The organism is uncultured Acetobacteroides sp. (genome assembly GCF_963667355.2).
GTDB lineage: Bacteria > Bacteroidota > Bacteroidia > Bacteroidales > ZOR0009 > Acetobacteroides.
On sequence record NZ_OY763328.2, the window covers coordinates 562,734 to 577,330 of the forward strand.

The 14,597-nt window shown below is 52.1% G+C and carries 11 protein-coding genes, 1 pseudogene and 1 riboswitch; of the genes and pseudogenes, 3 read left to right on the top strand and 9 right to left on the bottom strand.

Translation table 11 applies throughout. The features are described from left to right. Positions 1 to 38: 38 nt before the first annotated feature. The 3 genes from ACHZA1_RS02390 to ACHZA1_RS02400 all read right to left on the bottom strand — a co-directional run bounded on the left by ACHZA1_RS02390 (position 39) and on the right by ACHZA1_RS02400 (position 3,851). Complete coding sequence (locus tag ACHZA1_RS02390) at positions 39 to 680, bottom strand: thiamine diphosphokinase (RefSeq protein ID WP_320053640.1); 642 nt, start codon at positions 678 to 680, stop codon at positions 39 to 41. Next, positions 667 to 1,272, bottom strand: coding sequence for a nicotinamide riboside transporter PnuC (gene pnuC, locus ACHZA1_RS02395; protein WP_320053641.1), 606 nt, complete (start codon positions 1,270 to 1,272; stop codon positions 667 to 669). The genes ACHZA1_RS02390 and pnuC overlap by 14 nt, the downstream gene beginning before the upstream one ends. A 131-nt stretch (positions 1,273 to 1,403) precedes the next feature. Further along, positions 1,404 to 3,851 (bottom strand): TonB-dependent receptor, encoded by a 2,448-nt coding sequence (locus ACHZA1_RS02400; protein ID WP_320053642.1) that lies wholly within the window; start codon positions 3,849 to 3,851, stop codon positions 1,404 to 1,406. A gap of 76 nt (positions 3,852 to 3,927) precedes the next feature. Beyond that, positions 3,928 to 4,024, bottom strand: a riboswitch (TPP riboswitch). A gap of 869 nt (positions 4,025 to 4,893) precedes the next feature. Here ACHZA1_RS02400 and ACHZA1_RS02405 point away from each other — a divergent pair. Further along, positions 4,894 to 6,315 carry a M28 family peptidase gene (locus ACHZA1_RS02405; RefSeq protein WP_320053643.1) on the top strand — a complete coding sequence of 474 codons (1,422 nt, stop codon included), beginning with the start codon at positions 4,894 to 4,896 and terminating at the stop codon, positions 6,313 to 6,315. Positions 6,316 to 6,428: 113 nt separating this feature from the next. Here the strand turns inward: ACHZA1_RS02405 and ACHZA1_RS02410 are convergent, their stop codons facing one another. Together ACHZA1_RS02410 and trxA are read right to left on the bottom strand one after the other, a co-directional pair. Continuing rightward, the gene (locus ACHZA1_RS02410) at positions 6,429 to 7,979 is read right to left on the bottom strand and encodes a glycosyltransferase family 39 protein (protein ID WP_320053644.1); all 1,551 of its coding nucleotides are present in this window, start codon (positions 7,977 to 7,979) and stop codon (positions 6,429 to 6,431) included. 122 nt (positions 7,980 to 8,101) lie between these two features. Next, entirely contained in the window at positions 8,102 to 8,455 is a 354-nt protein-coding gene (trxA, locus tag ACHZA1_RS02415) for a thioredoxin (protein WP_320053645.1), read from the bottom strand. A gap of 131 nt (positions 8,456 to 8,586) precedes the next feature. Between trxA and ACHZA1_RS02420 the strand changes: the two genes are divergently transcribed. Beyond that, on the top strand, positions 8,587 to 10,005 hold the full coding sequence (locus tag ACHZA1_RS02420) for an HD domain-containing protein (protein ID WP_320053646.1): 1,419 nt from the start codon (positions 8,587 to 8,589) through the stop codon (positions 10,003 to 10,005). A gap of 253 nt (positions 10,006 to 10,258) precedes the next feature. Here the strand turns inward: ACHZA1_RS02420 and ACHZA1_RS02425 are convergent, their stop codons facing one another. Continuing rightward, positions 10,259 to 11,053: a DUF4382 domain-containing protein gene (locus ACHZA1_RS02425; protein WP_320053647.1), complete on the bottom strand. Its 795-nt coding sequence runs from the start codon at positions 11,051 to 11,053 to the stop codon at positions 10,259 to 10,261. A 111-nt stretch (positions 11,054 to 11,164) separates the two neighbouring features. On the opposite strand from ACHZA1_RS02425, the gene ACHZA1_RS02430 reads away from it, so the two are divergent. After that, complete coding sequence (locus tag ACHZA1_RS02430) at positions 11,165 to 11,611, top strand: hypothetical protein (RefSeq protein WP_320053648.1); 447 nt, start codon at positions 11,165 to 11,167, stop codon at positions 11,609 to 11,611. On the opposite strand, the gene ACHZA1_RS02435 is transcribed toward ACHZA1_RS02430, so the two are convergent. The 3 genes and pseudogenes from ACHZA1_RS02435 to ACHZA1_RS02445 form a co-directional block, all read right to left on the bottom strand. Beyond that, positions 11,606 to 12,901: a nucleotide sugar dehydrogenase gene (locus ACHZA1_RS02435; RefSeq protein ID WP_320053649.1), complete on the bottom strand. Its 1,296-nt coding sequence runs from the start codon at positions 12,899 to 12,901 to the stop codon at positions 11,606 to 11,608. The genes ACHZA1_RS02430 and ACHZA1_RS02435 overlap by 6 nt on opposite strands. A 110-nt stretch (positions 12,902 to 13,011) precedes the next feature. Next, a pseudogene (locus tag ACHZA1_RS02440) lies at positions 13,012 to 13,948 on the bottom strand (Gfo/Idh/MocA family oxidoreductase). Between the two features lie 59 nt (positions 13,949 to 14,007). After that, positions 14,008 to 14,583 carry an acyltransferase gene (locus ACHZA1_RS02445; RefSeq protein WP_320053650.1) on the bottom strand — a complete coding sequence of 192 codons (576 nt, stop codon included), beginning with the start codon at positions 14,581 to 14,583 and terminating at the stop codon, positions 14,008 to 14,010. Positions 14,584 to 14,597: the final 14 nt, after the last annotated feature.

Consider the following 14,597-nt stretch of genomic DNA (forward strand, 5'->3'; position numbering starts at 1 on the left):
ACTACCCCGGTAGCGCTCCTTTTTAGTTTATGATAATCTTACTTGGTTGAATTCCCGTACACCTGGTAGACAAGCACCCTCCCCGCGTCAAACCTTACGGTGAACTGGTCTCCCAACGCCTCGTTTAGCGTTCCCTCCCACCACGACAGTAATGGGCGATCCGCAATATCCCACTTCAGCCCTTGGTAGGTTATCGGAGCGCTGGGGGTAAGCGAAAAGATGGAGACCTGCTGCCCCCGGTGGCTTGGGAAGGTTGTTGTTTCGGAGATGGCGATAAACCGACCATAATCGGTGTACATGAGTACGTCAGCCTGCTCGGCATACCGAGCCAGCAGCGAGATATTCCCGAGGGTATGATCCTCGCGCAGCCCCGTTGCCCCAAGAATCACCACCTTTTCTGATCGTAGCGACAACGCCAGCTCAAAAGCCTTGGTCAGGTCGTTCGAGTCCTGCGATTCTATTCGGATTACCTTATCGCCTAGCCTATCGAGCAGTTCCCCATTAAGCGAGTCGAGATCGCCAACCACGTAGTCGGGCATGCGGATGCCGCTTCCGATGAGCTTTTGGGCAGCACCATCGCAGCAGATAACCATTGGGGCATCGCGCAGAATCGCCAAAGGAATGGGATGAGCAGGGAACTGCCCATCGGCAAGGATAACGGTAACATCAGGCTCTATCATACTTAACTTGTTGCTCGGCGAGCTTCTTCCTCCACGCATAGTAGCCAGCAAACGACATCACCGTGTAGAAAAAGAAGAGCACCACCGATGGGTAAAGCCCCTTCCAAAAGTAGAGGCAAAGCGACACAAAGTTAGCAATTACCCAAATCCACCACATCTCGATGATCTTTTTTGCCAGCATCCAGGTAGCCACAATGCTCAACGAGGAGATAAACGAATCCCAGTAGGGCACGGGCGAATCGGTATAGCGCTTGAGGATTTCTGCTATGCCAAAGAAAATTATGGTTGTTACCAAGGATAGCCCTAAGGCCAAACGTACATTCAGGGAAATAATCGGCAGATCGTTCTCCTCGCGGCCATCCGATCCGCACCACCACCTATACCAGCCGTAGATGCTGATAAGCACGTAGTACACCTGCAAGCCCATGTCGGCATAGAACTTGGCGGAGAAAAATATCGCCACATAAAATGCCGACGAGAGCAACCCTACAGGCCACAGCCACATGTTTCCCTTTATTTCGAGAAACAGAAAGAGCAGCCCTAAGGTGGCTCCTATAATCTCTACATAGTTGGCGGTTATCCAAGCAAGCATATCCTTTAGATATTAGACATTAGACAATAGATATTAGACACACGACACACGATTCAAGACGAATAAAGGCTTTGCAAGAAAGAGTTGGGAACAGCGACTATTTCCTGCTCCCTTCTCCCTATTCCCTACTTTTAGAACCTCAACGCCAAACGGCACCAGTAGTTGCGGGTTGCCTGTGGGAACAGGCCGTCTTCAATATAGTCTGGAGCATTTCTAAACTCGGCACGGTATATCCATGCTTTTGCAATATACTTTTTGCTGAAGAGGTTGTTTACCCCAAGCTGAAGGGTAATGTTCTTAAGCCCCAGCATCGAAAAACTATACTCCCCCAAAAGGTTAGTCACACAATACGCATCGAGCTTGCGAAGGTTGCTCGACGTATTGTCGTAGTACTGCTTGCCCACATACTTGGTGGTTAAGCCTAGCTTGAAGTTTCGTGCAGGCTCGAAGGTAAACATGCTCGACCCAATTACATCTGGTGAGAAGGAGATATTGGTAGTTCCCAAGTTGGTGCTCTTTATCTCGTAGTTATCCCAATCGCCACTGGGAGCAAGATCGGAGAGTTCCACCGAGTAGACGAAGTTCTTAATCTTGTTGCGGCTAAGGGTAAGATTCCCCTCCCACTTTAGGGCATTCGCAATCTTCACCCCAGCCATCAGCTCGATACCTGCGCGATAGCTGCTCTTCACGTTTTCGCGGATAGCATCGCCCACGTTGTTTACCCTTCCGGTAAGCACCAGCTGATCCTTGTAGTCCATATAGTAAAGGTTTGCCCCTAGGCTGGCAACATCGCCAGCATACTTGTAGCCTACCTCGTAGTCTACCATACGCTCGGAGGTTTGGTTGCCGTTCAGCTTCAGCCCATCGGTGTAGTCGGTTCGCGTTGGCTCGCGGTTGGCGATGGAAACCGAAGCGAACACGCTATTCTCCTTGTTGATGGTGTAGAACGCCCCCGCCTTAGGGTTCCAGAACTTGAAGTAGTGGTTCTGGGTGACATCAACAAGGTCGTCATCAGGCCCCTTGAGGCGGTAGCCAACGTAGCGGAACTGGAGATCGCCAAATACGCTTAGCGCATCGGTTAGCTTCCAGCTGGCCTTGGCGTATAGGTTGGCATCATCCTTTGTTGCCTTGTTTCGGTACCACTCGTACTCGGCCGGAATGCCGTGGTTTAGCTCCGCCCACATAATCTTTCCAAAGTGATCGTTGGTGAAGCGGCTTGCCGCCCCCCCAACCGTAATGTCGAGGTTCTCGGTTGGCGCAAGGTTCAGGGAGATGGTCGATCCGAGGTTGTCGTTATCCAGCCACTTCTGAACGATAAAGTCGCTCTTCTTGTAGAGAACGTTATCGACGGTAACGTTGGGCAGACCGTACTTCTTGAACTTGGCATCGTCCTTATAGTTGTCGTAGTAGCCCTCGCCGTGAGTAAAGAAGAAGCCAAGGTTCAGCGTTGCCTTGTCGGTAAGTTTATTGGCGTAGCTTACCAGGTAGTGCGTCTGCTTGTAGTTGTCGGTTTGGTTGTCGTAGATGTGGCGAACGCCCTTGCTGTCGTAGTAGATGCCCTCGGGGTTGTAGGTGCGGTTGGTGTCGATAACGCTGCTGGGCACGCCAGTCCAGCTGATGCCGGTATGCTCCTCACCGTAAATTACGCTTGCCTTCAGGGTGCTTCTATCGCCGTAGTAGGTACCCGACACCTGCGCCGACTTGTGGTCGGAGGTTGCCCTATCCATGTAGCCATCGCTCTTGGCGCGCGAGATGCGCGCGTCGAAGCTGAAGCGGTTGTTGATAATACCCGTTCCGACTAAAGCATTACCCCTATACGAGTTGTACGAGCCTAGGTAGTTGCTAATTTCGGCGTAGGGCTCGCTGCTCAGCGCCCCGGTTTGGAAGTTTACGGTAGCCCCAAACGCGCCTGATCCGTTGGTAGAGGTTCCCACACCGCGCTGGATCTGCACGCTGCTGGCCGACGAGGTGATGTCGGGCATGTTCACGAAGAACACCTGCTGCGATTCCGGGTCGTTAATCGGAAAGCCATCAACGGTGATGTTGATGCGCGAGGCATCGGTACCGCGGATGCTGAACGAGGTGTTGCCAATGCCGATACCGCTCTCGGTGGTGGCCACAAACGACGGCGTTAACTCGAAGATCTGCGCCACATCGCCGCCGGTATTATGCTGCTTGATCTCGTAGGCCTTAAGATCGGTAAAGGCCATGGGGGTGCGCTTCGAGGCGCGGGTGGCCGATACCACCACCTCGCTGCCCAGCACGCTTTGCGCTTCGAGGGTGATGTTTAGGGTAACGCTGCCCTTAACGTCAACCTTCACCTCCTTGGTCTTGTACCCGATGTAGCTTGCCCGTAAGGTGTACGCCCCCTCGCGCACGTTCGTTAGCCGGTAAAAGCCCCTGTCGTTGGTGGTAGCACCCCTACCCGATCCAACAAGGGTGATGGTTGAACCTACAAGCGGAGCCCCATCGGCCCCCTGTACGGTTCCAGAAATAGCTTTGCCTCCGCTGCCGTTAGCCCACGTGAAGAGGGCGCTAACAACGAAGAGCATCATCAGTAATACGCTTAGCCTGCGCATGATTAAATCTTTTAATAATTAAACATTGGGCGCTAGTGAGGCGCCAACACCAAAAATTAAAAGGGGGAAATGTTTTAACAAGAAATCGCTTTACTCCCTACGCCAGCACTACCTGGATCAGGTTAAAGGGTATAATCTCAGCCCGTAATATTAGGGCACCCCCGATAGACGCGCCAAAGATAGAGCAAAAAATACGGGAAAGTGAGCCTTTTTTGAAAATTTCTTCGGCATCACACGCCCAGGCGCTGAGGCTCAGCGGGCGCAGAACGATTTATAGGATGCCTAATGATGCAGATTTCCCAATAGATGATGGTAGGCGAACCTACCGATGATGGTAGCATAACCTATCGACGATGATAGCCAAACCTACCGACGACGCAAGCCTAACCTATCGACGATGGTAGCCCAACCTACCGACGACGGTAGCATAACCTATCGACGACGCAAGCATAACCTATCGACGACGGTAGCATAACCTACCGATGACGGTAGCCCAACCTATCGACGACGCAAGCCTAACCTACCGACGACGCAAGCATAACCTATCGACGACGCTGGCATAACCTATCGACGACGCAAGCATAACCTATCGACGACGCAAGCATAACCTATCGACGACGCAAGCATAACCTATCGACGACGCAAGCATAACCTATCGACGACGCAAGCATAACCTATCGACGACGCAAGCATAACCTATCGACGACGCAAGCATAACCTATCGACGACGCAAGCATAACCTATCGACGACGCAAGCATAACCTATCGACGACGCTGGCATAATCCACCGACGGAGGTGGATCAACCCACCAAAAAACAGCGGATGCAGGAGTTGCAGGTTTGCCCAACATGCTTACATTTACAGCCTAGTTAACAAATCATCGCCTAAATATCCTTTGAGTAAAAAAAGAGCATCATCCGGCTACCCCATTTTCACCAAATAAGCCATCCTCCATCTTCTCCCTGCTAGGGGATGAGCTCTACGACAAGCAAAATCAGATAGGCAGCATTGCTGCAACGCTAACCATCAAATAATCGAACAATGAATTATCGTATTCTTATCCTACTTTTTCTCGCGGTCCCTGCGTGGGGGCAGCAAAAGGCCTCCGTGTCCAACCTGCGGAGCGTTGTCGAAGTCCTGGCCGCCGACTCGCTACGGGGCCGATCCTACAAAAGCGACGAGCTGCTGGTGGCCCAGCGGTACATCGTGGAGCAGTACAAGCGGGTGGGGCTAAAGCCGATTGGCAGCAGCTACCTCCACAGCGTGGAGTGGCACGACCAGTACGACGGCAACCAAAAGGTGACCAACATCGTTGGGGTGATCGAGGGAGGCGACCCCGCGCTTAAGGACGAGTACATTGTTGTTGGGGCTCACTACGACCACGTCGGCTACAGCGTCGGCAAGGATACGGTGATCTACAACGGGGCCGACGACAACGCCTCGGGCGTATCGGGCATCATCGAGCTGGCCCGCATCATCCTTGCCGGCGGCAACAGGCCAAGCCGGTCGATCCTGGTGGTGGCCTTCGACGCCGAGGAGGCGGGCCTTATCGGGTCGAGCAAGTTTGTAAATAGCCCACCCGTTCCCATCACGAGCATCAAGGCGATGCTTAGCGTGGATATGATTGGCCATGCCAACCTGATTCGGGGCGTGGAGGTATCGGGCATAGGCTCCCTTAAGGGGATCGCCATTCCCCAGTCCCTATTCACCTCCTCGGATAGCCTAGGGGTAAAGCTTCGCCGAAACCCCTCGTACATGATACACCACACCGACACCAGCCCCTTCCTCCAAAAACACATTGCCGACTTCTACGTCAACACCGGACTAAAGGCCAACTACCACAAGCCTACAGACGATGCCAACACGCTCGACTATCCCGGGATGGCCTTTGCGGTGGACAACCTTAAGCCGCTCGTCCTCTTCCTCGCCCAGCAGCCCAACATCTGCTACACCAACCCCATTCCTCGCCTGGCGATTGGCGTTACCGCCGGCGCTGGCAGCAACCGCTTTATGCTAACCGATGGGCCGCTCGACAACAAGTCCTCATTCACCTACAGCGCCGGGCTATCCTTCCTCTTCCGGCTGCAATCGAAAACGGCGATTCAGGCAGATGTGCTGTACAAGAGCAAGACCAGCCGCTCGGAGATGGGGCGTATCTCCATGCCAAGCCTCCATATTCCCATTCATCTAATGGTGATATCGCCCTACAAAACCGCCCGCGTGTTTACGGGAGTAGGCCCCTACTACAGCCACTCCTTCGACAGGTACGTTGGCGGCGATAGGCTAAAGCTGAGCAACCGCGAGCGCGACGACTACGGCTTGAGCATAAAGCTGGGCTTCATCGTCATGAAGTACCAGCTAGCCCTGAGCAGCTGCTACGGCCTTAAGCGGCTGGTGGACAACCAGCCGTTAACGCACTACCGCAGCGTAGAGGCTTCGTTTACCTACTATTTAAGATATTAAACGTAGGGGCGCAAAATGTTGCGCCCCTACTAACCATCTATTCCAAAGGGCGCATAATGATGCGCCCCTACGGAAACTATCCACCCAAAAGGGCACAATATGTTGCGCCCCTTCTAGAAAATATCCAACGAATTGATACGCTCATCCGCCATTGCATAAAACATCGGGGTAAAGCTAGCGTTGGCACCTGTCAGCAGGTAGATGCCGGTTCCCTTCTCGCGCGCAAACCTACTATCAACCACACCAACAAGTTTAACCTCCCGGAACATTGCAGCCGCATCTTTACTTGGCTTACTACCCACCTTTATAACATTTTTAATAGCTTTAAGGCGTGGAAGCCAGTAGATATAGTCGGCATTAAATGCGTAGGCAGCTGGCATCGCGCCCCTGTTGTAGTAGTTTAGCGCGCCAGTTTGCCCGTAGTTGTCGCAAAAGACAAGGGTATTCCGCCTCTCCCCTTTCGGTATCATCCGGTAGGCCTTTAGCGACTTATCGGCCATCTCGTGCCAGCCAACCATATCGGCAAAGTCCTGGGGCAGCTCATGGTTCTTGCCATCCTCCCAGCGGAGCATGCCCATCTTCTCGAAGGCTGCCGGATTTTGCGATATCGCTAGCGGTGTCGATATAGGATAGATAAAGTCAGCGGTTAAAATAAAGACAGCAAGGTTGCAGCCAGCCAGCAGAGGGGTAACAATCCTATTCCATTTTAGCGATAGGATGCGCTCAAGGTAAACGCTCCCGAAAGCCAACAGCACCGGATACAATCCAACGGCGTAGTACCCTTTGGCTTTTAGAAAGGCGTAGAGCGTAATAACCGCAACAATGCTAATTCCAACAAATCGATATGGCCTAAATGGCTTAAAGTTGGCAAAGGCAATCAACCCTGCTACCGCCAAAGCCATCGATCCCGACAGGTACATCGCCTGCTCCTTCAGGAAGTTCAAGGACGAGTTATTGTCGAGTTGGGAAGCCTTCAGCGCCTTCATGTGCTCTACGGCAGGGAAGTGATGGGCAACCTGCCAAAGGATGTTGGGGAGCAAAAGAATCACCAGTAGTCCAATCGCCTTCCACACCGAAGCTTTAGCCAGCAGCCTTCGCTGTTCGGTTAGCAGAATGGCAACGGCTAGCCCAAAGAGCAAAAACACCAGCGTGTACTTATTATAGATTCCCATTGCAGCAACCACCGACAGCCCATAAATCCACTTCGCCTTATCGATTTGAACGTACTTAATCAAAAAATAGAAGGCCATTGTCCATGCCAGAATATCGAAGGCATTGGGCTGGAACAGGATGTTCAGCCGTACCAAAACCGAGAAGAGGATGGCACATGCCGCAAGCACCCTCGACCATAGGCTTCCGCCCATCGCCTCAACAATGAGCCAGGTAAAGACAATGGTTAGCGCACCAAAGAGCGCTGGAACAAAGCGAATCCAAAACAGTCCTCCGCCAAGCAGGTAGATAATGGAAGAAAATAGCGACGTAAGCGGGGGAACGCAGATAAACCCAAAATCGAGGTGCTTAGCCTGGTCGAGGTACAGAAACTCATCGCGGTGCAGCTCGTAAACCTGGTTGACCAGCGTAAATTGCAGAACAAACTTTACCAAAACCAGCAGCAGCAATATCCAGTATCGGCTAGTAAAGGCCTTAATCTTTGATGAAATCATTTTAGTACATATTTTGTGCGCTATGACGATCGGATAGTGCAATAAGTTACAGCCCGCAAAAATAAATAAAGAAGGGATAGGCTGAGCATATCCCTTCTTTATAAAAATGCACCACAAAGCTACTACACCCCCAGCACCTCCTTAAACGCATCGATAAAGGCATGCTTGGGTAGCGCTCCGGCAGCCATTTGCGGCTCTCCCTCGGCGGGTATAAAGAGCAAGCTGGGCACGCTTCGAATGCCAAAGGCAGCCGACACCTCCTGCTCAACATCGGTATCCACCTTGTAGAAATCAATCTTCCCCTCGTAATCCTTCGATAGCTCGTCGAGCACCGGTGCCACGGCCTTACATGGCCCGCACCAGGTAGCGTAAAAATCGATGACGGCAGGCTTATTGCCCTTGTATTTCCAGGTTTGTTCGGCTTCGTAGTCAAAAATCTTTTCCCTGAAAGACTGTGTTGTTAAAACTTCCACCATAAATAAATGCTTTAGAATAGTACCTTTGCAGCCTTGATGGCTCTTCTTCCATCAAACATCTACGCCAAAGTTTTGTTCGATACAGGCTGCAATTGGCGTACTTTTGCAACGACAAACAGGATTTCAGACTAATGCGCAAATATTTCAAGCACCCCATCTTTAAGCTTATTTCGGAAGTTGTAGAGGAACAGCAGGTAGAAGCCTACGTAATTGGCGGCTTTGTCCGCGACCAGCTGCTGCACCGCGAGTCGAAGGATATCGACATTGTGGTAGTTGGCAGCGGCATCGAGCTGGCCGAACGGGTGGCCGAGCGCCTAGGGCCACGGGCAAAGGTGAGCGTCTTTAAGAACTTTGGCACCGCCATGGTGAAGTGCAAGGATCTGGAGCTCGAGTTTGTGGGTGCCCGCAAGGAGAGTTACCGCATCGACTCGCGCAAGCCAATCGTTGAGGATGGCACCCTTGAGGACGACCAGAAGCGCCGCGACTTTACCATCAACGCCCTTGCAATGGGGCTTAACAAGCATAACTACGGGGAACTGGTCGATCCGTTCAACGGCGTAGAGGACCTGGAGAACTACATCATCCGCACGCCGCTCGATCCCGATACAACATTTTCGGACGATCCGCTGCGCATGATTCGCGCCATCCGCTTTGCCGCGCAGCTGGGCTTCACCATCGAACCCGAAACGCTCGCATCGATTGCCCGCAACCGCGAGCGCATCGCCATCGTATCGAAGGAGCGCATCAACGACGAGCTCAACAAGATCCTGCTCTCCCCCATTCCATCCATCGGCTTCCTGCTTTTCGACGAAACGGGGCTGCTGGAGCTCATCTTCCCGCAGCTGCATAAGCTAAAGGGGGTAGAAACGGTAGGCAACCGCGCCCACAAGGATAACTTCTACCACACGCTTAAGGTGCTCGACAACATCGCCCGCAACACCGACAACCTGTGGCTGCGCTGGGCGGCGCTGCTGCACGATATCGCCAAACCCGCCACCAAGGCGTACAATCCGCAGCAGGGTTGGACCTTCCACGGGCACGAGTTTCTTGGGGCTAAGATGATCCCCGGCATCTTTAAGGCAATGAAGATGCCGCTCAACGAGAAGATGAAGTACGTGCAGAAGCTGGTGCTGCTGCACCTGCGCCCCATCGTGCTCTCGCAGGAGATCGTTACCGACTCGGCCGTGCGCCGCCTCCTCTTCGATGCCAGCGACGACATCGACGACCTAATGATGCTCTGCGAGGCCGACATCACCTCAGCCAACGACAAAATCGTGGAAAAGCACCTAAAGAACTTCCAGCTGGTACGCCAGAAGCTCAAGGAGATCGAGGAGAAGGATGCCGTCCGCAACTTCCAGCCTCCAGTTACGGGCGAGATGATCATGGAGACCTTCGGGCTTACCCCCTGCAGGGCTGTCGGCGACCTAAAAACGATCCTTAAGGATGCCATCCTCGATGGCGTAATCCACAACAGCTACGAGGAGGCCTTCGCGCTGATGCTCGAAAAGGGCAAGGAGATGGGGCTGACGCCGAAGACATCAGAACGCTGATAATACTGATCGAACAGATCCTCACAGATTCTATACTTTAGCACAAAGGATAGATAGCACCAAGTTCGCCGTTTCCAACGGTTGCCCGATCAACGCTGTGAATCCTCTCCTTGGGAGGGGCAAGGGGTGGGTTGTAGCTCAAAGATTACCACAAAGGCCACAAATACAAAATTTCAGACCCTCTATAACCGCTGAAACAAAAAGGGAGCAACCAAAAGTCGCTCCCTTTTCCTTTTCGCTAATCCTTGATGGGCTACTGGAAAGCAACCACGCCAAGATCGAAGATATTTCCAATTGTTACATTAGCATTCAAATCCTTGGGCTGAAACTTGTACGCAGGGGCAACGCTTACCGTGTAGCCACCCTCGGCAACGCCACCAATTAGGAAGCGACCTGCTTTTACAATGGATGCTGCAATGGTATCGTTCTTTTGGGTAACCGAGTTCAGCTTAAGAAGGTACACAGTGGTCGAAAGCGTATCAGGAGTAACCTTTCCGGCAACTGCTCCGCGAACCGCCTTCTCGTATGTCCTAAGGCAAGGCTTCAACGAGTACTTGCCGTTACCCTGCGCTACAACCGACTTGGCCGCATCGAAATCGACGGTTAGCACGTAGGCTACACCCGCCTGAAACTCGGCATGAAGGTTTAGCTTAAGCCCCGACTCGAATCCGCTTGGCACCTTAATGCTAATGGTTTTGCCATCCTTCAGAACAATGCTGTTATTCTCGCCCAGCTTCAGCCTAATCTGGCTGATCTTTCCGGCAGCAATTTCCTCGCCAGCCAGAATGGTATCGGCGCCATTCCTAAAGTCAAGAAGATTATAAACACCCGCTCTTTTTAAAGGAAGAGTCTTCCATCCAGCATCCGTGCCATTAACGTTGTACTCCACCCCCTGAATATCGACCAGCACCTTGGCGTAGTCGGCAGGCGCATCGGTTAGGCGAACCTCAAAGCGGCTGGTTGAGGTGACATCCTCATTCGAGCAAGAAGAGAGGCCCCCTAAGCCAACAGCCCCAGCAATCAGACAAAAAAATAGATTTTTTCGCATATCGCTATCCCTTTTATGATTTAAACACATATAGTACAACTACGGGATGCATCACCCTACCATAAAAAAGCAACTGCTATCTTATGAAAGGAATAATCTCCATAAAACCATATGGTCTCAGTCGGAATAAATTCGGTCGATGGGGATGTAAATTCAATCGGCATCGATACAATTTCGGTCGATGGGGATGCAAATTCAGCCGGCGTCGATATAAATTTGGTCGATGGGGATGTAAATTCAGCCGGCGTCGATACAAATTCGGCCGATGGGGATGCAAATTCAGTCGGCATCGATACAATTTCGGTCGATGGGGATGCAAATTCAATCGGCGTCGATACAAATTTGGTCGATGGGGATGCAAATTCAATCGGCGTCGATATAAATTTGGTCGATGGGGATGTAAATTCAGCCGGCGTCGATACAAATTCGGCCGATGGGGATGCAAATTCAGTCGGCATCGATGCAATTTCGATCGTAGCGCTACTGGTAGCGCTCAACAAAAAGGCCAGCGCTTTGGAGACGCTGGCCCGAAGTATCATGAGACCTTATAGGCTATAGGCTCCAGTAGGTAAAGGTCTCCCTCATCTCGCGAAAGATGCCCTTCACGTCAACAAAGACGCAGCCCTCGTTGGCGATCGAGCGGAAGTAGTCGCGGTCCAACGTCAGGTAGTCGCGGTGCGATACGGCCACGATGATGGCGTCGTACCTATCCGTTACCTTACCATCGGCAAGATGGAATCCGTACTCGTGGTGCACCTCATCCGACGACGCGTAGGGGTCAACCACATCAATCTGGTGGATGCCGTACGATTTGAGCTCGTTGTAGATGTCCACCACCTTCGAGTTGCGGATGTCGGCCACGTCCTCCTTAAAGGTAACGCCCATGATCAGGATCTTGGCCTTCTTCACCTCCTTGTCGGCGGCAATCACCTTCTTCACCACCTGCTTGGCGATGTACCCGCCCATCGTGTCGTTGATGAAGCGGCCCGAGTTGATGATCTGCGCGTGGTAGCCCACCGCCTTGGCCTTGTACGATAGGTAGTAGGGGTCTACACCGATGCAGTGGCCGCCCACCAGCCCGGGGAAGAACTTCAGGAAGTTCCACTTCGTACCGGCGGCCTCCAGCACCTCGTAGGTGTTGATGCCCATACGGCTGAAGATGATGGAGAGCTCGTTCATAAAGGCGATGTTGATGTCGCGCTGGGTGTTCTCGATGATCTTGGCAGCCTCGGCCACCTTGATGCACGACGCGCGGTGCACGCCCGGCTTAATGACGATCTCGTAGGTCTTGGCGATCTCCTCGGCCGACTCGGCATCACCACCCGAGGTGATCTTCACCACGCTGGTAAGCGTATGCACCTTGTCGCCGGGGTTGATACGCTCGGGCGAGAAGCCCACCTTAAAGTCCTGGTTGAACTTCAGACCCGACAGCTCTTCGAGCAAAGGAATACAATCCTCCTCGGTGCAGCCGGGGTATACGGTCGACTCGTACACCACGTAGTCGCCCTTCTTCAATACCTGTCCGATGGTACGAGTTGCCCCCAAAAGCGGCTTCAGGTCGGGAAGGTTGTGGTCGTCGATAGGCGTTGGCACGGCAACAATAAAGAAGCTGACCTTTCTCAGCTCCTCAATATCCGAGGTGAAAAGAATATCGGCATCCTCGAAAGCCTCGTGCTCGAGCTCCTTGCTAGGGTCGATGCCTTTACGCATCAGCTCAACACGCGCCTCGTTGATGTCAAAACCAACAACCTTAAGCTTACGGGCAAATTCTAGCGCAATAGGCAACCCCACGTAACCCAAACCGATTACGCCCAGCGTTGCCTTCTTATTTATTAGTTCTTCGTACATCTGTTAGTGAGTAGGGAGCAGGGAATAGGGAGAAGTGAGCTTGCTCAGCTATTTCTCCGCTCGATTTATATAATAAAGAAATCTGCACTATTCGCTAGCGCAGATCTTCCCTATTTCACAAAAGGATGGTAGTCGCCTACCTTACCAATGGGTTTTGAGTTGCGAATGTCGTACACCGTTTGGATGGATTGACGGGCGCACTCCAACCCGAAGCCTTTCCCCTCTAGGATATGGCGGTAGCTGGCGGTGTGCAAATCGGTAAAGCCATCGCTAAACTCAATCTCGCGCCCCTCAACGGTAATCGAGCGGAAGGTACGAGCCCCACGCTCGCGAACATCCTGAGGAATGTCGTTGTAGTCGATGCTGAGGAACCAGCGTACGCGGGCGTTCTTCAGCTGCAAGAAACCAGCAGCCTTGTTAGCCTCCAGCACGTGAACGGTATTCTGCTGCACCTCACCAAAAATCTAGGTGAGCATATCGTAGAAGTGTACGCCGATGTTGGTGGCAATGCCGCCCGACTTGTTTACATCGCCCTTCCACGAGGTGTAGTACCAGTTACCACGGCTGGTGATGTAGGTAAGGTCGATATCGTAAATCTTATCCTTTGGACCGTTTTCAATCTCCTCCTTTAGCGCAATAATGGTAGGATGAAGGCGCAGCTGAAGGATGTTGTTGATCTTATGCCCTGTCTCCTTTTCGATAACGCCAAGCGCATCGATGTTCCAGGGATTAAGCACCAGCGGCTTTTCGCAGATGGCATCGGCTCCCTGACGAAGGGCAAAGCGGATGTGCGAATCGTGAAGGTAATTGGGTGTACAGATGCTTACGTAGTCGATCTTTTGCCCGTTGCGCTTCAGCTTATCGAAGTGGCGGTCGAAGCGCTCGAACTCCACAAAGAAGTCGGCATTGGGGAAGTAGCGATCCATGATGCCAACGCTATCAAACATATCTAATGCTGCCAAAAGGTTGTTACCAGTCTCCTTAATTGCTCTTAGGTGACGAACCGCAATAAAGCCTGCAGCACCTATTCAATCCGAAATTTTTCATCCTTATATTTTTTACTGATACAAGTGCCAAGACACAAGCATCACGAAAATTCTACTTGATTATGCAATCTTTACAACCTCGTCGTTCGCTAACATGTAGCGCTCGCCACTTTCGGGGCAAACGGCGATACCCTCGCTATCGAATTCGAGTTGGTGCCCAAACTCGCTCATCCAGCCTATCTGACGGGCAGGATTGCCTACCACCAAGGCATAAGGTTTTATGGTTTTAGTGACAACCGCGCCAGCGCCGATAAAGGCATACTCTCCAATATCGTGCCCACAAACGATGGTAGCGTTGGCACCAATGGTAGCACCTTTGCCTACTACAGTCTTGCGGTATTCGCTCTTGCGGTTAACGGCGCTTCGTGGATTGGTTACGTTGGTAAACACCATCGAAGGTCCGAGAAAAACATCATCCTCGCAGATTACGCCGGTATATATCGACACGTTGTTCTGAACCTTGCAGCCTTTGCCGAGTACAACATCTGGCGAAATCACAACATTCTGACCGATATTGCACCCTTCGCCAAGGGTACACCCGCTCATGATGTGCGAAAAGTGCCATATCTTAGTTCCGTCGCCAATTTGGCAACCCTCATCAAGAATCGCCGTTTCGTGGGCAAAGTAATCTGCCATTTCATGATAGATAT